This window comes from Myroides profundi (genome assembly GCF_000833025.1).
In the GTDB taxonomy this organism is placed as follows: Bacteria; Bacteroidota; Bacteroidia; order Flavobacteriales; family Flavobacteriaceae; genus Flavobacterium; species Flavobacterium profundi_A.
This window is the reverse complement of record NZ_CP010817.1, coordinates 156,323-177,674: the sequence shown is the minus strand read 5'-3', so window position 1 is coordinate 177,674 and position 21,352 is coordinate 156,323. Positions and strand designations below refer to the sequence as shown.

Here is a 21,352-nt window from a genome sequence, read left to right as displayed (position 1 = left end):
CATCTAATTGAGTGCAAAAATACTAAAATAAAAAAGATCTAACATAGAAGAACACTACCTCAACACACTCAAAATATCTCTCCTAAAGCATTATAATACAGTATAAATACACCCTAAAAAAGAGACTAGCGAAATCTTACAATATGAGACTATAATCATAACAATTTTCATAGCTTTGCACATACCTATGAAAAAAAGCATGAAAAAAATCTTACTAATTCTATTCCTTTCAATAGCTGTTGCGAGCTGTATGAAAGAGAAGAGTTTCTCTTTTGAGGAAAAAGTGTACCAGAAGATACTATTAGACACTTGTGTTGATGAAGACTGTACAGAAATCAAGGTTACAACAGCAGAAATAGTAGACCCTCAAAATGAAATAGCAGACAAAATCAACAAGGATAACCTCTCTATCATTAATGAGATTCTCTCTTTTGAAGATGAGAAGAAACAGGCTACTAACTATGACAGTATTGTAATCTCGTTTACGAATGCTTATACCAATATGGTTAAGAAGTTTCCTAAAGCAACAATCCCTTGGCAAGCGAAAGCGAATAATATCGTAACCTTCTATGGGGACAACTTAGTCAGCTTTGCCCTAGATTACTATATTTTCACAGGAGGAGCTAACGGATTTCAAGGAGAGAAAACGATGCACTATAACCCTGCTACAGGAGAACAATACAGTAATGAGCAGTTGTTTAAAAACTACGGGGACTTCAAAAATCTAGTGATCAACAAATTAAAAGAATTAAATGATACTGATAAAGAGAAGGCTAATAATATAAGCTACTTATCACTAGAAGAAGATTCTCTAGAGATACCAGAGAACATCTTTATCTATGAGGATAGTGTAGTACTTAACTTTACTACTGCAGATGTAAGCACAGTTGCAAGCAAGGTAATCACGATCTCATTCACACAAGAAGAAATAGCCCCTTACCTAAGCTTTGAACTAAAACCTAAGCCAAACACAAATAAATAATACCCGCTAAACAAAGAGTTGTGAGCATTTATAAAAAGATATTTAAACAAACGGCTATCTACGGATTAGCAGCAGTATTTCCTAAAGTAATTGGGTTCTTCCTAGTTCCTTTTCACACAGACTTGATGCAAAATAACGACTATGGTCAGTATAGTGTTATTTTCTCTATTATGATGTTTCTAAATGTGATACTTTCATTTGGGATGGAAACTGCATTCTTTAGATTTTATAATAAACAAGAGGATAAGAAAGAAGTTATTAATAACAGCTTACTATTTCTTGGATGCACCACATTACTATTTGCTATAATTAGCGTATTGACCTTAGACTTTTGGGCTTCTATCCTTAGTGTATCAAATGAACTATTATACTATGTACTCTTTATTTTAGTACTAGACGCCTTAGTTATAGTTCCTTTTGCTAAGCTTAGAGCAGATCAAAGACCTCTATACTACAGCGCCATTAGGATAGCGAATGTATGTATCTACACCGCTCTTAATATATTCTTCTTATACTACCTACCTAATCTAAATAACGCTTATCCAGATAGTATATTCAACACTATTTATAAAGAGGGAAATCAAGTAGTCTATATATTCATTGCTAACCTTGTCGCTAGTTTATTCACTTTCTTAGTCTTCTATAAAGACTACTTCAGTATCAAGTTTAAGTTTAATAAAGAACTGAATAAACAGATGCTTACCTACAGTTTTCCTATCATGGTAGGAGGACTTGCATTTGCAGTTAATGAAGGTTTTGACAAGATATTATTAGAACGACTATTACCTACAGATATCGCACTATCAGAAGTAGGAAAATATGCTGCATGCTATAAGTTAGGATTGTTTATGGTTCTATTTAGACAAGCTTATACACTAGGTATCGAACCGTTCTTCTTTAACTATGCCAAGAATGACGACGCACCGACTAAATATGCGACCATTACTAAGTACTTCACCATTTTTGGAAGTATGATTATGTTAGGTGTTATCGTATTTGCAGATATATTGAAAGTCCTGTTTATTAGAAATGAGTCTTATTGGGATGCGATGATTGTTGTTCCACTAATCATCTTAGCCAATTTATGTATGGGAATCTATACCAACCTATCTGTATGGTATAAACTAAGAGACAAAACTGCCATAGGAGCGTATATCTCTATTATGGGAGCTGTATTCACTCTTATATTTAACTACCTACTTATCCCTATATGGGGCTATATGGGATCAGCGATAGCTACTCTGATAGCCTATGCATCTATGATGCTAGTCTCTTATGTGATGGGGCAAAAACAGTACCCTATCCCTTATGACAAAAAGGCTATAGGAGGATACCTAGGAATATCTATACTCCTAAGCTTTGTATACTTCTACTGTTTTAGAGAAAACTATTTCGTTGGAATAGCATTTATACTCGTATTTTTAGGTGTTATATACAAATTTGAAAATACCGTTATCAAAAAAATGATCAAACGATAAATATAGAATCCATTACTACTTAGTAATGGATTTTTTTTAACATGTGTTTAATTGTCTTATATTTAATACTCTAAAAAAGACGTTATGGCTAACTACACCTACTTAAGCATTAAGAAAGATGAGGAGAATACATTTTTGTTTGAAGGAAAAAACACTCTCCCTTTCTTCTGGATTTGCCTACTAGACATAACAATACTAAAAGAAAAACAACCAATCTGGGAACAACTTATTATTAGCGAAGAGGAAGATAGTAATGATGAATACGAAGAATCTGAATATACTATATCACCAACAGATATCATCTTACCCAAAAAGACCTTTAATACCAATGCTGAGAACAGACGAACATTCATAAGTAAATATGCTCCAGAGTCACTACCTCTCTACGATGACTTTATCTCTTGTATAAATAATAATCTATATGAGGATGCTGTAGTCTGTATAGAACTAGTAGAATATATTGGGTTCTATGATACTGTTCAGTCTTTCGTAGATACTATAACATCAGAACTACGGGCTTTAGATGCACTAGACCTTGAGGCTATCCTATACTTAGATACCCATGATATAATTAATGGAGGAACAGGATTTACCTCAATAGATAATAAAGCTTTCTCTGAATTAGAAAATTACAAACAAGCTAAAATATTTAGAAATAAAAACACCATAAAAGACACTCCCTATGAAAAAGGAGACATCATGAGCTCAATATATCTCTTGTTAATCTGTATTACCTTTTCAGGTATTACTTATTGGATGTATATAGAAGACAGTCCATTGTTTGCGGTTATCTTTATTGGTTCATTAAACTTATTTTTCTATTATATATCATTCAAGGCATTACTAGAAAGTATAAAGAAAAAAATTGCTAAAACGACTCAGTTGTAATGAGTACAAGATCCCATAATAAGATAACCACACAAATGAGAATACTAGCACTATGCCAAATAGCGCTAGTGGGCTTATTTATCTATCACATTAGTCTTAGGAATACGTACAGCAGCCTTATATTCGTAGATGCACTTATATTTATCTTACTAGGTGCTTATATAAAGTATCTCCTTATCGTAAAAAAAACTAATCAAAAGAAAAAGAGGAAAAAAAAGAAAAGATCAAGATAACCGTATATCAATGCGCTCTCTTAACTATTCTCAATCCCGATACAACATAAATTCTTCTACTGATTAGCACATAATTCTAAGCAACAGATCTCAAACACCACTTACTTAAGCACTTCACATCAAGCGCTACAATCTGTATTGCTATAATCAAATGCTATCCCATCCATCTATTTCTTAAAATAGCATAGAACCTCTGCTTGTTCTCTCACCATTCTTTCTTCTTGGATAATACATAATCAATAGTAGAAGCATTCATCGACTACTATTTCTCTAGTCCACTATTTACGGCCTATTCTCCACTAACTGTCGAGCGATTTAAGACGAAGGTAGATATCCTCTAGGATAGAGATAGGTACACCAAGAAGAGAAAAAACACAAGAAAAACATAAAAACCTAAATAACAACACTTTACAAAAATTGCCTATTAAAAAAAATATATCCTTTTTTTTAGAATAGAGCTTCATTAGTACCCAAAACCAATGTTTTTCTAAAAAAAGTGAGAGAATAACTCTAAAATATACCTGATTAGTACCCCTAAAACAGCATTTTTTTAAAAAAGTGAAGTACGTTTTTTAATACATACAGAAAAACTAGTATAAGTATTCCTTCAAAATATAATTGCATACTTATACATAGAAACAAAAAAAAGCCACTCCTATACAGAAGTGGCTCTTCATATTGATGTTTAGACGACTATTTTTTAGCGTCTTTTTTGATTTTATCTTCGATGCGTTTTACGCGTTTCTCACTATCAGGGTGAGTAGAGAATATTTTAGCTTTAGTAGATTTATCAGCTCCATATTCTTTCTCCATATCAGCGAACTTTTGGAATCCATCTGCTAATGCTTGTGGGTTCTTACCATTTGCTACTAAGAATTTATAAGAGTAATCATCCGAATCAGTCTCTTGTCCTTGAGAGAACTGAGCTCCAATAAGTTTCTCTGTTAGAGCCCCTAGGTCTCCTTTCATTAAGTCACCTACTGTACCTTGAGTTGTACCAGCAAATTGTACAGCTGCTTCTGCTAACAATACTTTTCTATACCCGTTTAAAGAGTGCTTTAATTTTACGTGTCCAATCTCGTGACCGATGATACCTAATAGCTCATCATCACTCATAATATCCATCAATGAAGAGAATACACGTACACTTCCATCAGGACAAGCAAAAGCATTTACGTCTGTAACATAATATACTTTATAGTTTAGATCTAGACCATCATAGTTCTTATATGGCCCGAAGATACGCTCTAAACGCTCTGCATAAGCTTTCTTCTTAGGATCTTTATCCTTCACTGTACATACAGCGTTATTCTCATCCATCCACTTAACAGCAGCGGCAGCAGACTGAGCTACTTCTTCATCACTTACTGTAAACGCCTTAGCTGCTTTTAGACCAGCTTCGATCTTCTTTGGGTTTAATTTACCAAACTGTGCATTAGCTGTTCCTATTGCAAAACACACTAAACATGCAGATAATAAAACTTTTTTCATAATGTTAATATTTTTTTTACAAGAACAAATGTACTCTTTTATTTTAAATTCGCTAATTGAACCTTAAATACTCATAATCAATCTATAACAATAGAAATATATTCTCATAAAGCACAAAAAAGGCTTATGTCCTACCATAAAAAACTAAAAACAGTGTGTCTTATAACCAATTGAAAACACTCTTCTACCGAATAAAAAAAGAGCTCCGAAGAGCTCCCTAAATAATATGAAATACAACAACTTATTATATCACAACTGTTTTTTTAGTTTGTACTGTATAATTAGTATTAAACACAGTATCTACAAATCTCCACTCTGCCTTTGCACCAGATGTAGTGTAATCAATGTATAAATATCCTCTATCTGTTAGATTTACATAGTCTAGTTCATCTATTAATAAAGGCATTACTTGTTCTAATTGTCGAGCCTGACTCGGATCATTCGATATTCCTAAATATGTCTCCATACCAGGTGAACTAACTGAGCTAGTCGCTAACTCATAGCCCACTACCTCTCCAGTCTGTGTCTTCATCTCACTATACCATGCATTATGTGTATCCCCTGCTAGAGTCATCACCTTTTTTCCTTTGCATAAGCTATACAGCATCTCTCGCTCCACTGCATACCCATCCCATGCATCTAGATTATATGGCAATACAGTAGTCACCCTAGCCTTCTCTTGTGCTGTAAGTGTAGGGTCACCTTGTAATAAACGAGTTTTAATTACTACTAATTCTCCTACAGCCTTTTGTAGCGCAAGCATCGAATTAGCAGAAGCGCTTCCTCCAGCCTCTATCTCTGCCATGATCTGATTAACAATCATTAAAAACTCAGCAGGAACAAGCATCTTAGCCATTAAGATCTGTTGTCCTAACACTTGCCATGTAGCCCCACTAGAGTTCATCTGACCTGCTAACCATCCCAACTGTTCTTTCCCTAATAATTGACGATTAGGGTTCATATAATCTTGCATAAACTTAGCTTGATCGAAACCGTTAGCCGTCATATAATTACCATAACTCAACTGTTTATCTCGAGCAATAACACGAGTATCTAACATATGCAAGGAAAGAATATTACCGAAGTCAAAACTTCTATAGATACGAGCGTCTTTACCAGTCTTTAGTGGTATAAATTCACTATATGCCTGTAATGCTGCTCTTTTTCTTGTTTCAAAACTACCTTCTGTTTCAGGCTGATGATTCTCTGCACCATCTTTATAGGTATCATTAGCTATCTCATGATCATCCCACACACAGATAAAAGGTTTCTTCTGATGTGCCAACTGAAGGTTAGCATCACTTCTATACTGTCTATATCTCTCTCTATAATCCTCTAAAGTAACGATCTCTTTATTCGGTTTATGAGCTCTGTTAAAGGCTAGCGTACTCGCATTAGTTCCATATTGTCCAGGAGCATACTCATAGATATAATCCCCTAAGTGGATAATGACATCTGCATCTGACTTAGCCATCTCACCATAGACATGAAATAGACCTGCAGGATAATTAGAACACGACGCTATGGCTAGCTTCACATTACTCACTTGATCTGAAGTAGCAGGTAGCGTGATGGTCTCCCCGATCACAGAAGTATCTTTGGCAGCAGTATTATAGAATCTATAATAGAACTTACTATTAGAAGGTAGGTCTTGTATCTCTATAGCGATTGTATTATCTGAAAGAGAGGCAACAGTCGCTTTGCCTTGACGAACAATATCTTTAAAATGAAGGTCTTTTGCTATTTCCCATACTATTTCAGTATTAGCATTGGCATAACGAGTCCAAATGATAATACTAGTAGCAGTTGGGTCAAAACTAGCTACACCATAGTCAAAGTTTTTGATTTGAAATTCTCCATCTACACCGTCTGTGTTAGGATTACTTGAATCATCATTAGAACAACTAATAATTATAGGAGCTAAAAATAAACTTCCTGATGCTAATAAAGAAGTGCGCAAGAACTTCCTTCTATTGAATTGTGAATTATCCATACTTTAAAAACTTTGTCACAAAACAACTCTTCTTGCATTATCAGAGAATTAAAACCAGGTTAACAATGCGTAACCATTAATCAGGATATGTTAATTTATGGTGTTTAGACTGCTTGGTGTTTTCCCTTGCGCTTATGAAAAGTCTCTTTATACTGCCCCTCATTATCTTTAGCGATGATACTGATACTTCCATTGATTTCTAATGTTGCTAATTTTACTTGTTTGAAGTACTCTACACCATGCTCATGCATAGCCTCTGTCAGCTCTTCTGAGGTAATGCCTAGCTGTGTAGCTTTAGCAAAATCAACCACACCATGCTGAATAATGACTTCAGGCTTCTGTTGGAGTAATCGATTGACAAATTTGTTATGAGCAATCAGTCGTTTCATTCCGTAGTTTAAAGAGAACAAAACAAAAGCAGCTAATATTCCTCCTTCTAAGCTCGTATTAGGACCAACCATAGCATTCTGTACAGAATTGCTAATTAAGAGCATTAAAACAACGTCAAATGTGTTTAACTGAGACAACTGCTTCTTGCCAAACACACGCATCGCTATAATCATAAATAAATATACAGCCACACTTCTCCATACGATATCTAAATACTCCATAAATACTTGCTTTTACTTCAAATTTAAACAAAAGCTAAATACAAAAAACACAACTTCTAGACTATCTCATCCTTCTATATCATAAAATAGAAGGATAACCTCAAAGACAATATCATTAGTTCTATTCAACAATAACACTTACCTTAGATGCTATCAAAAGCAACTAGACTAATGTTTGATTATTTATTCAACGAAGGAGAAACTCCTAAATATCCTATGTTATTGGCATTACTAGTAATGACTATGTTTGGTGTAGGTATGTACTTCCAAAGCAGTGAAAATATATATACTCTCAATGATAAAGAACTAGAAGAAAACTTAAAAAGAGAGTTTAATGCTTCTGTAATCTATAAAGGCATTGAAAAAAATAATAGAAATACGGAGTACTATCAACTAGATAACAATATGAGATTCTATAAATATGACCCTATCTTTAACTTAATAGATGTAGGGGATAACCTGATCACTAAGAAAGATTCTTCTACATTAGAAATCAGAAAACAAGATACTATAATCTATATAGACTATAAGACAGATATTTGGGCAAGATTACCGAGAAGTTCTAACTTTTATAAATAACAGCTTACCATCACTACTCTACACTTCTATGAAAAACAATTGGTTTAAAGATGGTCTTGACTTCGATAACATAAGTATAAACCCTTTTATACCTATGCTAGCTGTATTATGTCTTATCGTCTTAGTCGCTTATAAATGCGGAGGAGAAAATGCCTACACAGAGAACGATAGACAACTAAAAGAAAATACTCTTAAAGAGTTTAAGGCTGTCGTCATCAGTCAAGAGGCTAATAAAGGATCTAGAGCAGGATCTTATTACATACTAGACAATGATATGCGATTCTATGAGAGAGAATACCTCTATAAGGTAATAGAGATAGGAGATACGCTAATCACTAAACAAAATTCTACAAGACTAGAAATTATCAAGAAAGACACTATTCTGACGATAGATTACTTAGAAGATATATGGACAGCTAAAGACCGTTCACTGAGATATAGGCATTAGAATAGCCTTATAAAAAAAGCAGGAGTGATAGAATCTATCACTCCTGCTTTTTTTACTCACTTGTTATAATCTTATAAGTTTAAATTCTGATTCTTATCATATCTCACTTGGTATCCAAAGCGAAGTGATTTACTATCATTCCCTTTCAGTCTAAGATCCCACTTCACAAGCCCTTTCTCTTCATTTAGCTTTCCTGATGAAGTCTCTGTTAATTCTACTTCTATATCTTTATTAGAGCTAATAGGATATTGGTCTTCTACTTGTATATCTATCTGCTCAGCTTTGTTGTTGCGGATTGTAATATCGTATACGAAGTTTTGAGACTTTTTAGAAGATAACATCTTAGTACCTGATTTATCTTTTAATAAAATACGAGTAACTGCTACTTTAGGGTCTTTACCCATATTTAATTTCATCTCCTCTTCTGTGTTTGCAGGGTTCAACATTGTCTTACCAACATATACTCCATCAAAGATTACGTTTGCCTCCCCAGCTAATAAGTTATAATTACCATAGTCCTTAATCGTTGCCACTAAATAAGCATTTAGGTCAAGCTTAGGAGCAACATAATATTTATACTCCGCAGGAATAGCAAAGTCGTTAAGTGTAACACTATGTGACTTATTATTAGACATCACTGTGTACGGAATATTTATATCAAATGATACGTTTAGTTGTGATTCATTGACTTGAGTAAAGCTACTCATTGTACTCTCTTCATATACAACAGCGTCATTTAGCATAGAAGACGATTCAGCTTCATAACTCATCTTAGCAGACATATCTGCCATTACATTTAATCTCTTATTTGCATTTCTATTATATCCTGCAGTCGTTAGATAGGTATTATAATCAAGGAACCACGTTCTCCAAGTAGGAATAACATTACTCTGATTAGCTACACCACTTGTCAAGCTAAGATTCACACCTCTCCAGTCAATACCAGAACTCTGTTTTACATCCGCTTTATAAACTACTTTTACAGGAGAGTTAATCTTCTCTACTCTTAGGTCATAAAAAGGCTTCCATGACGCAGCATTCGTTAAATACTTAATCTGAAAAGGCACTTCACCCTCTCTGTCATTCATTACTTGTATAATCAGCTTACCCTTACTAGATTTCTCACTTTTGCCTTCATTAAAAGCAAGCTTATCTTGTAAATTGGTTAGTCGAGTATTAAGGTCTTCCTTCTTCTCGTTTAACTTATCTAACTCTGTACTCAGCTGTAGTCTCTTTGTTTTATAATAGTCTACTATCTTCATCACTTCTGCAGTAGTCGTTCCTTGTTCTCCACCTACTTTCTGATTAGAGTCTAATAAAGCAATTGTTCTACTTTCTACATCAATAGCATTATTCACCTTCTTTAATTCAGTTTGAACTAATTTAATACTATCTCTTACAGGCTTCAACAATGGAGAGTCTACTGGACTATCATATTCTTCTACATATCGATTACTATATTGTATAGCCATGACTGTAACCTCAGATATAGATCCGATCTGTATAGTAGATTCGTTTAGGTAATCAGCTACATTGGTGATCACCACCTCTGAAGTTCCCTTAGGCAACTTCACTTTGGCCTTATGTGTTAATTCAGCACTGTTAAAGTACACTCTAGCGCTCTCTAGCTTAGCAGGTGTAAACACAGGCTTCTGTGCCCATGTCATAACCGTAGTCAAAGCTAATGCAACAATCGTTAAATTCTTTTTCATAGTATTCAATTTTAAGTTATCCGAAGAGGTATTCTACTACATCTTCAATCTTAGTCACTAGAACAACCTTAATTCCTCTACCAGTATGACTAATCTTATTATATTTTGAAACAAAAATAGTAGAGAAACCTAGCTTCTCTGCTTCTTGTATACGTTGGTCTACTCTATTTACAGGTCTAATCTCACCAGATAGTCCTACCTCTCCAGCGAATGTAAAGTCTTTGCCAATAGACATATCTTGATCTGAAGATAGAATAGCAGCAACCACTCCTAAGTCAATAGCAGGATCATCCACTGTAATACCTCCTGTGATATTTAAGAAAACGTCTTTTTGTCCTAATCTAAATCCAGCTCTTTTTTCTAATACAGCTAAGATCATATTCAGTCGTTTCAGATTATATCCTGTTGCACTACGTTGTGGAGTACCATATACAGCTGTACTCACAAGGGCCTGTACCTCTACCATAAGTGGGCGCATACCTTCTAAAGTAGCAGCGATGGCTGTTCCTGACAATTCTTCTTCCTTATGTGATATAAGTATTTCAGAAGGGTTAGACACCTCTCTAAGACCACTTCCTTGCATCTCATAAATACCAAGTTCTGCTGTAGAACCAAAACGGTTCTTATTTGCTCTTAGTATTCGATACACGTGATTTCTATCTCCTTCGAACTGTAGTACAGTATCCACCATGTGCTCAAGCATTTTAGGACCAGCTATACTTCCATCCTTTGTTATATGTCCAATGATCAACACCGGAGTTCCTGTTTCTTTAGCGAATTTGGTTAGCTCAGCTGTACACTCTTTGATCTGAGATACAGTCCCTGCAGAAGATTCAATATATTCTGTATGCAAAGTTTGAATAGAGTCAATGATTAATACATCAGGCTGTATCTCCTCTATTTGACGAAAGATGTTCTGTGTATTAGTCTCAGTAAGAATATAACAGTTGTCATTAGCAGGATTAATACGCTCTGCCCTCATCTTTATCTGTTTCTGACTTTCCTCTCCTGATACATAAAGAGTCTTAAAAGGCAAACGCAGAGATATCTGTAATAATAATGTACTTTTTCCTATTCCAGGCTCACCTCCTAAAAGCACCATAGAACCAGGAACCAGTCCACCTCCTAAAACACGATTAAGCTCACCATCCATAGTATTCATACGTATTTCCTCTGTACTGTCTATCTCACGTACCTTTAGAGGCTTCGCTACCTTCTTCATGGTATTAGGAGAACTACTTACTGCTTTCCACGCTGTCTTTTCTTCTTTTTGGATTACCTCTTCTACAAGTGTATTCCACTCTTTACAAGCATTACATTGTCCTTGCCATTTAGCGTATTGTGTACCACAACTCTGACAGAAAAAAGCCGTCTTTACCTTTGCCATTACTTTCTATTTAAAATCTTCTTACGAAGATACGATGTTATCATTAGACAATAATAATATCATAAGAACTATTATAAAAACAAATAACAATGAAAAAAAAACCGACAATAATCAAACAATTTAAATCTAAGTAAAGCATATATTGTTAAATAGCATTTATATTTACTACAATAAAATACACTATTAACACATGAGAAAACTAATTTACACAGCTTTAATAGCTACACTAACATTAAGCTTTAACGCTGTGCATGCACAAGAACAAAAACTAGAGAAACGCTTTGAGGCCGGAATACACCTACTTGGAGTTGGAGTTAACTATGAATACCCAATAGTAGATCAGTTAACTGTACTAGGAAAAGTACAATACAATGTAGGCTTTTTTGGCAACTCGGATTATGTAGATTACATTGCTTCTTTGTCCTTAGGAGTAGAATCTAGATACTACTATAACTTTAATAAAAGAGCTAGAAAAGGTAAAAACACAAAGAATAACTCAGCTAACTTTCTTTCTTTAGGTTTTGATTATATGCCAGATGCTCTTACAAGTACGGATTCAAAAGACAACATTAAGGTAGTAAAATCATCTCATCTATCTCCTATGTGGAATATAAGACGAAATATAGGGCAATCTAATTTTTCTTACGAAGCTGGTATTGGTATTGATTTCTATAGAATACATTATGACTATAGACCAACTGAAAAAGAAACAGGCTTAGCGTTAAGATTAAGTATTGGCTATACCTTCTAATATATAGAACAAAAAAAGACCTACTCAATGAGTAGGTCTTTTTATATTTCTAATCAGCTAATTAGTTAGCTAATATAATAATCTTATTATCGCTTAATTCGATAGTTCCAAGACTGATAGGTAAATGATAAGTATCATTACTTACTTTCTCGAATTTAGAACTAAACTCTGGTGCAATAGAAATGTTTTGCCCTGTGAACTTTACACTTCCTTTTGTTAGGATAGAAACAATAGGAGCGTGATTATTTAACATCTGAAACTCTCCATTTGCTCCTGGAACTGAAACTGAAGTAACTTCTCCAGAAAATAAAGTAGCCTCAGGTGATACAATTTCTAATCTCATGTCGATCTCTTTAAATATTAATTAGATTATATTTCTGCAAGCATTTTCTCTCCAGCTGCAATCGCTTCTTCGATTGAACCTTTTAAGTTGAAAGCTGCCTCTGGTAAGTGGTCTAACTCACCATCGATAATCATATTAAATCCTTTGATAGTATCTTTAATATCAACTAATACACCTGGGATACCAGTAAACTGCTCAGCTACGTGGAATGGTTGAGATAAGAAACGTTGAACACGACGAGCTCTGTATACAGCTTGTTTATCTTCTTCAGATAACTCTTCCATACCTAAGATCGCGATGATATCTTGTAATTGTTTATATTTCTGTAAAATCTCTTTTACTCTTTGAGCACAAGCATAGTGGTCTTTTCCTAAGATCTCTGGAGTCAAAATACGAGAAGAAGACTCTAGTGGATCAACTGCTGGATAAATACCTAACTCTGCAATCTTACGAGATAATACTGTAGTAGCATCTAAGTGAGCAAACGTTGTTGCTGGTGCAGGGTCAGTTAAGTCATCCGCAGGAACGTAAACCGCCTGTACAGAAGTAATAGATCCTTTTTTAGTCGAAGTAATACGCTCTTGCATAGCTCCCATCTCAGTAGCTAATGTTGGTTGGTATCCTACTGCAGAAGGCATACGACCTAATAATGCAGATACCTCAGAACCAGCTTGAGTAAAACGGAAGATATTATCTACGAAGAATAATACGTCTTTTCCTTGGTCATCACCAGCTCCATCACGGAAGAACTCAGCAATAGTTAATCCTGATAATGCAACACGTGCACGTGCTCCTGGTGGCTCATTCATCTGACCGAATACGAATGTAGCTTTAGATTCTTTCATACCTGGTTTATCTACTTTAGATAAATCCCATCCTCCATTTTCCATAGAGTGCATGAAGTCATCTCCATATTTAATAATACCTGACTCTAACATCTCACGTAGTAAGTCATTACCCTCACGAGTACGCTCTCCAACTCCAGCGAATACTGAAAGTCCACCGTGTCCTTTAGCGATATTATTAATTAATTCCTGAATCAATACTGTTTTTCCTACTCCAGCACCTCCGAATAAACCAATTTTACCACCTTTTGCGTAAGGCTCAATTAAGTCGATTACTTTGATACCTGTGAATAATACTTCAGTTGAAGTAGATAAATCCTCAAATTTTGGAGCAGAACGGTGAATTGGTAAACCATTAGAACCTTCTTTTGGTAAGTTTCCAAGACCATCAATAGCGTCTCCTACAACATTAAACAATCTACCAAATACATCTTTACCAATTGGTACTTGGATTGGAGATCCTGTAGATGCTACTTCATATCCTCTACTTAAACCGTCTGTAGAGTCCATTGAAATTGTTCTTACTGTATCTTCTCCAATATGAGATTGTACCTCTAGGATTAATTTAGTACCATCTGGTTTTGTGATTTCTAATGAATCATAAATCTTTGGAAGCTCGGCATTTGCAGTGTTGAATACTACGTCAACTACTGGCCCGATAACTTGCGCAACTTTTCCTGTAACTTTAGACATTGCTTATGTATTTATTTAACAGCTATTTACGTTTATCGAAAAATTCTACTTTTTCAGAGTGCAAAGATAGTTTTTTTCTCTGAATATTAAAACTTTGAAATTTTATTTTAAATAAAAAAAAAGCGAGCCTTAAAAAGACTCACTTTTCTACTATTATTCAACCGTCACTGACTTAGCCAAGTTTCTCGGTTGATCAACATTACACTCTCTTAAAACAGCGATGTGATAAGATAACAGTTGTAATGGAATTGTCGTTAATATTGGAGTTAAAGCCTCAGAAATACCAGGTACTTCGATAACGTGATCAGCTAGTTCTCTTACTTGCTTATCTCCTTTTGTTACCACAGCAATGATTTTTCCATTTCTTGCTTTAATCTCTTGGATATTACTCACTACTTTATCATAGTGATCTTGATTAGGTGCAATTACAATAACTGGCATATGCTCGTCAATTAAAGCGATTGGACCGTGTTTCATCTCTGCAGCAGGATATCCTTCTGCATGTATATAAGAGATCTCTTTCAGTTTTAACGCTCCTTCTAATGCCACAGGATAGTTATATCCTCTACCTAAGTATAAGCAGTTTGTTGAGTCTTTATAAACCTGAGAGATTTTTAATATTTCTTCATTTTGAGTTAACGCTTCCTCTACGCGCTCAGGCACTAGCTCTAATTCGTGTAAATATTTTAAATATTCAGAATTAGCTAATGTTCCTTTAGCTTTTGCTAAACGAAGAGCGATTAAAGTCAATACTGTAATCTGAGTCGTAAATGCTTTTGTAGAAGCAACACCGATCTCAGGCCCAGCATGTGTATAAGCTCCAGCATGTGTCTCTCTAGAAATAGAAGATCCCACCACATTACAAACTCCAAATACGAATGCTCCTTTTTCTTTCGCTAATTTAATAGCAGCAAGAGTATCTGCTGTCTCTCCAGATTGAGAAATAGCAATCAAAACATCACTAGAGTCAATAATTGGGTTTCTATATCTAAATTCAGAAGCATACTCTACTTCTACTGGTATTCTTGCAAACTCTTCGATTACATACTCAGCTACTAAAGCAGCATGCCAAGATGTACCACAAGCAGCTATAATAATTCTCTTCGCATTTAAGAACTTATCGATATTATCTTCGATACCTGCCATTCTAATCAAACCTTGATCAGCTAATAAACGACCTCTAAAAGTATCTTTAATTACTTCTGGTTGCTCGTATATCTCTTTTAGCATAAAATGGTCATAACCATTTTTCTCGATTTGCTCTAAGTTTAATTGTAACTCTTGAACGTAGTGCGTAACTAATGAGTCATCTTTAATCTTGCGAATGCGCAATGGTTTGTGCAGTCTAATAATAGCCATTTCTTCATCTTCTAAATAAATAGCATTATTAGTATACTCGATAAAAGGTGATGCATCAGATGTAATAAAGTACTCATTCTCACCGATTCCGATAGCTAGTGGACTACCAAGTCTAGCAGCTATTATTTCGTCTGGTTTTTTGATATCCATTACAGCGATAGCATACGCTCCCACTACTTGATTTAAAGCGATCTGAACAGCTTTTCCTAACTTAACACCTTGAGTCTTTTGTACATCCTCGATTAAGTTAATTAATACCTCAGTATCTGTTTCAGATTTAAATGTATAACCTCTTTTAATTAATTCTTGTTTAAGAGAATCATAGTTCTCTATAATACCGTTGTGAATTAAAACTAATTCACCCGAATTAGAAAAGTGAGGGTGTGAATTCACATCATTTGGAACACCATGTGTAGCCCATCTAGTATGCCCTATACCTACTGTTCCTTTTTTTATTGTATCTGTACTTTTTTCTTCTAAATCAACAACTTTACCTTTCGTTTTACAAAGGTTGATTGTCTCTCCATCAAATATAGCTAGACCAGCAGAGTCATATCCTCTGTATTCTAATCTTGTTAAACCTTTAATAATAACAGGAAACGCATCGCGATGACCTATATATCCAACAATTCCACACATACTTGTTTACTTTTTAGCTTTAGTATAAAAAATCTCTAACTTCATCTTCTTATTGTCCAGTGTAGTATTAGTCCCATGAAGTACAACTCCGACTGGGCAACTAACAGCATAAGCTGGCACAACATTCACGTTAGTAGGTTCGTTGTTTATTTCGTTTTTTAATTTCTGATTAACATACCCTCCTACTGCAAAGTTATTTGCAACAGTCAAGGCTAGTTTAGGGCTCACGTCATTCTTACTTTTCAGAAGACCTCTTATGTGGTCAGTAATTTTAAACTTATAGTAATACCCTTCTTTTTTATTCTCTTTATCTTCTTTTACGAAGATACCGTTATATCCTTGTTTGATATACTGAGATGTACTCACTGCATCATTAGCAAAGTCTGACAACGCAATACTGTTGTCATAATCGTATAAGAACAGACGCTCAGGGATAGGTTGCCCTTGCATACGCTCCTTGTCTACATAGATCGTTAAGTAAGCTTCATTTAATAACGCTTCCTCTTTCTTAAGTGCTTTTAACTCTTCAAGATTATTAGACTTCAGAAGATCTATAACTGCTAAGCTACCTTGCCCTCCTTTTAGGTAAAGGCTCTCGTCACCTTGCACTTTATTCGCATTAGCTACTTCTGATTGGTAAGTTCCATCTAGAAGTGTGCTAAACATATTCACACTAAATTTCTTAGTTCCTATTGTATTTCCACTTAAGTTAAGAGTGATTTCTTTTCTTTCGCGTGTAATCACTTCTTTTCCATCTTCCCCTTTTGTCTTCTTATCTACTTTGAATATAACTACGATTTTACCTTTAGCTAAATCTAATAGACCAGCAGCACCTTTACTTCCGTTTCCTTCTGTTTTTAGGTATAATCCCTTAAACAAATCACTGAATCCATTAGCCTCTGACAACTTCGCTTTATTATCAGTAATAAATTTCTCGAAGTAGTTTTTATTCAAGTCTAACCACATTCCAGGGATAAGACGTTCTTTAATCTGATTGTCTCCCGTATTTGGATCTTTAACAGGGTTACCGTCCTTATCTGTTTTATAGATAACGATTTCTCTATTTGTAAAAGTAAAATTAGAATTCTGAGATGACTGCGTAGCAGTATTTAACTGTGTATTAATCTTATTTTTATCGATTAAAGCACCTGTTTGGTCAGTGTAGAATTTAGATGCAGAACCATCAGTTAGGTCCACATCCATTAAGTGATAATTATTCTGATAAACTTTTAAGTCTATAGAACCTTCACCATATACATTTTTAAGTTTATAGTAATTAACTTTATTATCTACTTTGTCAAATTGAGAAAAGTAAGGCACATACACATATACAGAGTCTACCTTTACATTATCACCAATATCTCCAACAACTGATGTTGAATTAGCTAGTTGTACAACTAAATCGTTACTAGTAGCACCAAATAATCCATTGTCTAAATACCCAAAAGGGACTTCTCCTAATCTACTTCCATCTACTGCACCATAAGCTTGGTTATAAGCTTTTATATCCTTTACGTTATACGATTCGATATCGAAGTTTCCTCCTCCTATTATATCGCTTCCCGTTTCTGTAAAATCACTCTCACAAGCTTGTAAGGCCATAAAGCCTAATACAAGAGATATTCCTTTTAATATATTCTTTTGGTTCATCTAGTCAATCCAATCTATTTGGGTTATTACTATTCTATTCTGATATAGTTATTAAAAAAACTTCTGATAAAATTCAGTATAAGCTTTAGCAAACTCATCTTTAGCTACGAAAGGTAAAAAAGGTTTTTCAGAAGACTCTATAAATTTTGTTAAATTTGAACTTACCTCTTCTGAAGCAACGATAACACCATCCGAATTTTTGATAGCATTAATCATGATACTTTCATAAGTAGGGTTCTCGAAGTCATTCACTACGTCTTCTGGGAAGCCATCGAATGCTATTTTTTCTTTCATAGTAGCATCTAATACACCACTAAATCCTTCACTAAAAATAGAAGTAACTACTTTCGTATCAGAGAAAATAGCTTCATCTTTATAATAATGTTTTAAATAAGCTGGTAACAATGATGCCATCCAACCTTGTACATGTATCACATCAGGAACCCAGTTAAGTTTCTTAACCGTTTCGATTACACCTTTTGTAAAGAAAATAGCTCTTTCATCATTATCAGGATACAATGTTCCATCCTCATCTGAGAAAGTAGATTTTCTTTTAAAATACTCGTCATTATCTATAAAGTAAACTTGAATACGCTCTTTCGGGATAGAAGCTACCTTAATGATTAGTGGCATATCCATATCATTTACGACTAGATTCATACCTGACAATCTAATAACTTCGTGTAATTGATGTCTTCTCTCATTTATGCTACCATATCTAGGCATAAAAATTCTTATCTGTCCTCCTTGATCATTAATCATTTTAGGAGCATCATAAGACATTAATGAAACTTCATTTTCTGCTAAATAAGGTACCACTTCAGATGATACATATAATATCCTCTTTTCTTTCATCTTCAATTATAATTTCTGTGTTTGAAACAAATAAACATTGCAAATTTACAAAAATTTATGCAGTTATTTTCTAAATAACTAATTTTGCCATTATTTTAAACACGAAGCTAATGTTTCTTTTTAGTACAAAAGCCGAATTACAAGCGTATTTGAAACCATTTCGCGACGCTAATAAGGCAATTGGTCTTGTACCAACAATGGGGGCCATTCACAATGGGCACCTTTCATTAATGGAACAATCATTAAATGAAAATGAATGTACTGTAGTGAGTATTTTCGTTAATCCTACGCAATTTAACAATGCAGAAGATTTAGAAAAATACCCTCGTACTTTAGAAAGAGATCAGGAGATCATTAAGTCTCTTTCTGAACAAATTGTAATATTTGCACCGTCTGTTGATGAGATTTACGGTGGAAATACTGTAGCCCAATCATTTGATTTTGATGGACTAGAAAACGAAATGGAAGGTGCTTCTCGCCCTGGCCATTTTGATGGAGTAGGAACTATCGTGAGTAAACTTTTTGAGCTTGTTACGCCTAACAAAGCTTATTTTGGAGAAAAAGACTTCCAACAATTGCAAATCATCCGCAAGATGGTAGATAAGCTTCATATACCTGTACAGGTTATCGGAGTGCCTATCTTCAGAGCTACGGACGGATTAGCCATGAGTTCTCGTAACGAACGAGTATCTACTGAAGGATTAAAAAAATCGACTTTCTTATATCAAGTATTGTTGAAAGCCAAGGATTTATTCAAAAGTGAAAGTATTTCTAAAGTTAACGCTTTTGTTGAGAATGAATTTAAAAATAATCCTAACTTTGAACTCGAATACTTCACTATAGCAGAAGAAGATACTCTAAAAACAGCTACATCTAAAGATGAGGCTCACAGATACAGAGGATTCTTAGTTGCTCATATCGAAGGCATTCGACTAATTGACAATATATCTTTTAACTAAAACTCACGCGAAATGCAAGTTGAAGTAGTAAAATCAAAAATTCACCGTGTAACTGTAACTGGAGCAGACCTACACTACATCGGAAGTATTACGATTGACGAAGTTTTAATGGAAGCTTCTAACATCATAGAAGGAGAGAAAGTTTCGATTGTTAATATCAACAATGGAGAACGCTTTGAAACTTATGCTATCCCTGGACCTCGTAACAGTGGAGAGATCTGCTTAAATGGTCCTGCTGCACGTAAAGTACACAAAGGGGATATCATTATCATTATTACTTATGGAATTATGGATTTCGAAGAAGCGAAGACATTCAAGCCTTCTATCGTATTCCCTAATGAAGAGACCAACACATTAACATAGCCTCTTATTGAAAAAAAATATCAGTAAATTATTGAATATATTACTCCCACTTTTGTTGGGAGTTTTTTTGGTTTATTACGCCTATAATCAGTTTACTGAAGACCAGATAGAGGAGATGAAATCTCAGTTTAGAGATGCTAATTATAACTATATTATCATCTCCTCTTTCTTTTCTATTTTAAGTCTATGGGCACGCGCCTATAGATGGAAGTACGCCTTGCGTTATATGGGGTACCCCGTATCCACATTCACTAACTTTATGGCTATCTCTATCGGCTACCTTCTTAACCTGACAGTACCTAGATCAGGAGAAATATCTAGAGCGATCGTATTGCAGAAATACGAGAAAGTCCCTTTTGACAAAGGCTTTGGATCTATCGTATCCGAGCGAATTATTGACCTTATCTGTTTATTGCTTTGCGTATTCGCAGCTCTGATCTTACAGTATGAAGTACTAAAAGACTTCTTATTAGCCAAGGTCCCAATAGAGAAACTAAGTATATTAGCTATCATCGCATTCGTCGGCTTATTAGCCACTATTGCCCTATTCTATTATAGCAAATGGAAAGTGATTCTATTTATTAAAAATAAAATCAAAGGACTTACAGAAGGAGTTAGCAGCATCTTTAAGATGCCTTATAAAGTTGGTTTCTTATTCCACACTTTTCTTATTTGGTTTGGCTATATCGCTACATTTTACTTTGGTACACACGCCATAGAAGCCACTAGCTCACTCAGCATTCCTATCGTTATGTCTGCCTTTGTAGCAGGTAGTTTTGCTGTATCTTTTACTAATGGAGGCTTTGGAGCATTCCCGCTAATCATCACAGAATTATTATCTATCTACAGCATCTCTGCTGTCGCAGGTACAGCCTTTGGGTGGATATTATGGACTACTCAGACAGCGATCGTAGTCATACTAGGAGCACTATCCTTCTTAATCTTACCCCTGTACTATAATCAAAAGAAGAACTAATCTCGCACTACCTCATCATAAAAAAAGTACCTATCTAAAAAATTAGACAGGCACTCTTTAATAGTACAAACCAGTAAATTGGTATAATGATGGTATAAACAGCGCTATCAGTTATAA

At 34.7% G+C, this 21,352-nt stretch carries 19 protein-coding genes; 9 read left to right on the top strand and 10 right to left on the bottom strand.

Going from position 1 to position 21,352, the window contains the following annotated elements; all coding sequences use genetic code 11:
• Window positions 1-199: 199 nt before the first annotated feature.
• The 3 genes from MPR_RS00780 (at window position 200) to MPR_RS00770 (ending at window position 3,348) form a co-directional block, all read left to right on the top strand.
• Window positions 200-982, top strand: a complete 783-nt coding sequence (locus MPR_RS00780; protein WP_041888378.1) for a PdaC/SigV domain-containing protein — start codon at window positions 200-202, stop codon at window positions 980-982.
• A 20-nt stretch (window positions 983-1,002) separates the two neighbouring features.
• A complete protein-coding gene (locus MPR_RS00775; RefSeq protein ID WP_041888376.1) occupies window positions 1,003-2,460 on the top strand; it encodes an oligosaccharide flippase family protein in 1,458 nt (485 codons plus the stop codon).
• A gap of 84 nt (window positions 2,461-2,544) precedes the next feature.
• Complete coding sequence (locus MPR_RS00770; protein ID WP_052472614.1) at window positions 2,545-3,348, top strand: hypothetical protein; 804 nt, start codon at window positions 2,545-2,547, stop codon at window positions 3,346-3,348.
• 926 nt (window positions 3,349-4,274) lie between these two features.
• Here MPR_RS00770 and MPR_RS00765 read toward each other — a convergent pair.
• From MPR_RS00765 to MPR_RS00755, 3 genes are all read right to left on the bottom strand, one after another.
• Window positions 4,275-5,072, bottom strand: a complete 798-nt coding sequence (locus MPR_RS00765) for a M48 family metallopeptidase (RefSeq protein WP_041888374.1) — start codon at window positions 5,070-5,072, stop codon at window positions 4,275-4,277.
• A 244-nt stretch (window positions 5,073-5,316) separates the two neighbouring features.
• Complete coding sequence (locus MPR_RS00760) at window positions 5,317-7,065, bottom strand: alkaline phosphatase D family protein (protein ID WP_041888372.1); 1,749 nt, start codon at window positions 7,063-7,065, stop codon at window positions 5,317-5,319.
• 104 nt (window positions 7,066-7,169) lie between these two features.
• A complete protein-coding gene (locus MPR_RS00755) occupies window positions 7,170-7,676 on the bottom strand; it encodes a DUF421 domain-containing protein (protein WP_041888370.1) in 507 nt (168 codons plus the stop codon).
• A 147-nt stretch (window positions 7,677-7,823) separates the two neighbouring features.
• On the opposite strand from MPR_RS00755, the gene MPR_RS00750 reads away from it, so the two are divergent.
• Window positions 7,824-8,255 (top strand): hypothetical protein, encoded by a 432-nt coding sequence (locus MPR_RS00750; protein ID WP_041888368.1) that lies wholly within the window; start codon window positions 7,824-7,826, stop codon window positions 8,253-8,255.
• Between the two features lie 28 nt (window positions 8,256-8,283).
• A complete protein-coding gene (locus MPR_RS00745) occupies window positions 8,284-8,703 on the top strand; it encodes a hypothetical protein (RefSeq protein ID WP_041888366.1) in 420 nt (139 codons plus the stop codon).
• 71 nt (window positions 8,704-8,774) lie between these two features.
• On the opposite strand, the gene MPR_RS00740 is transcribed toward MPR_RS00745, so the two are convergent.
• On the bottom strand, window positions 8,775-10,415 hold the full coding sequence (locus MPR_RS00740) for a DUF4139 domain-containing protein (protein WP_041888364.1): 1,641 nt from the start codon (window positions 10,413-10,415) through the stop codon (window positions 8,775-8,777).
• Window positions 10,416-10,431: 16 nt separating this feature from the next.
• Window positions 10,432-11,802, bottom strand: coding sequence for a DNA repair protein RadA (gene radA, locus MPR_RS00735; RefSeq protein ID WP_006257778.1), 1,371 nt, complete (start codon window positions 11,800-11,802; stop codon window positions 10,432-10,434).
• Window positions 11,803-11,992: 190 nt separating this feature from the next.
• Here radA and MPR_RS00730 point away from each other — a divergent pair, with 190 nt between their 5' ends.
• On the top strand, window positions 11,993-12,553 hold the full coding sequence (locus MPR_RS00730) for a hypothetical protein (protein ID WP_041888362.1): 561 nt from the start codon (window positions 11,993-11,995) through the stop codon (window positions 12,551-12,553).
• Window positions 12,554-12,614: 61 nt separating this feature from the next.
• On the opposite strand, the gene MPR_RS00725 is transcribed toward MPR_RS00730, so the two are convergent.
• The 5 genes from MPR_RS00725 to MPR_RS00705 all read right to left on the bottom strand — a co-directional run bounded on the left by MPR_RS00725 (window position 12,615) and on the right by MPR_RS00705 (window position 18,937).
• Window positions 12,615-12,896, bottom strand: a complete 282-nt coding sequence (locus MPR_RS00725) for a F0F1 ATP synthase subunit delta/epsilon (protein WP_006257780.1) — start codon at window positions 12,894-12,896, stop codon at window positions 12,615-12,617.
• Window positions 12,897-12,922: 26 nt separating this feature from the next.
• The gene (gene atpD, locus MPR_RS00720) at window positions 12,923-14,434 is read right to left on the bottom strand and encodes a F0F1 ATP synthase subunit beta (protein ID WP_006257781.1); all 1,512 of its coding nucleotides are present in this window, start codon (window positions 14,432-14,434) and stop codon (window positions 12,923-12,925) included.
• Window positions 14,435-14,587: 153 nt separating this feature from the next.
• Entirely contained in the window at window positions 14,588-16,432 is a 1,845-nt protein-coding gene (gene glmS / locus MPR_RS00715) for a glutamine--fructose-6-phosphate transaminase (isomerizing) (protein ID WP_041888359.1), read from the bottom strand.
• A 6-nt stretch (window positions 16,433-16,438) separates the two neighbouring features.
• A complete protein-coding gene (bamH, locus tag MPR_RS00710; RefSeq protein WP_041888358.1) occupies window positions 16,439-18,082 on the bottom strand; it encodes a BamH family beta-barrel-assembly machinery protein in 1,644 nt (547 codons plus the stop codon).
• 51 nt (window positions 18,083-18,133) lie between these two features.
• A complete protein-coding gene (locus MPR_RS00705) occupies window positions 18,134-18,937 on the bottom strand; it encodes a glycogen/starch synthase (RefSeq protein WP_041888357.1) in 804 nt (267 codons plus the stop codon).
• A 110-nt stretch (window positions 18,938-19,047) separates the two neighbouring features.
• Between MPR_RS00705 and panC the strand changes: the two genes are divergently transcribed.
• From panC to MPR_RS00690, 3 genes are read left to right on the top strand one after another with little or no spacing between them, the layout of a single operon-like run.
• Complete coding sequence (gene panC / locus MPR_RS00700; protein WP_041888355.1) at window positions 19,048-19,896, top strand: pantoate--beta-alanine ligase; 849 nt, start codon at window positions 19,048-19,050, stop codon at window positions 19,894-19,896.
• A gap of 12 nt (window positions 19,897-19,908) precedes the next feature.
• Window positions 19,909-20,259, top strand: a complete 351-nt coding sequence (panD, locus tag MPR_RS00695) for an aspartate 1-decarboxylase (protein WP_006257788.1) — start codon at window positions 19,909-19,911, stop codon at window positions 20,257-20,259.
• 7 nt (window positions 20,260-20,266) lie between these two features.
• Window positions 20,267-21,235, top strand: coding sequence for a lysylphosphatidylglycerol synthase transmembrane domain-containing protein (locus tag MPR_RS00690; RefSeq protein WP_041888353.1), 969 nt, complete (start codon window positions 20,267-20,269; stop codon window positions 21,233-21,235).
• Window positions 21,236-21,352: the final 117 nt, after the last annotated feature.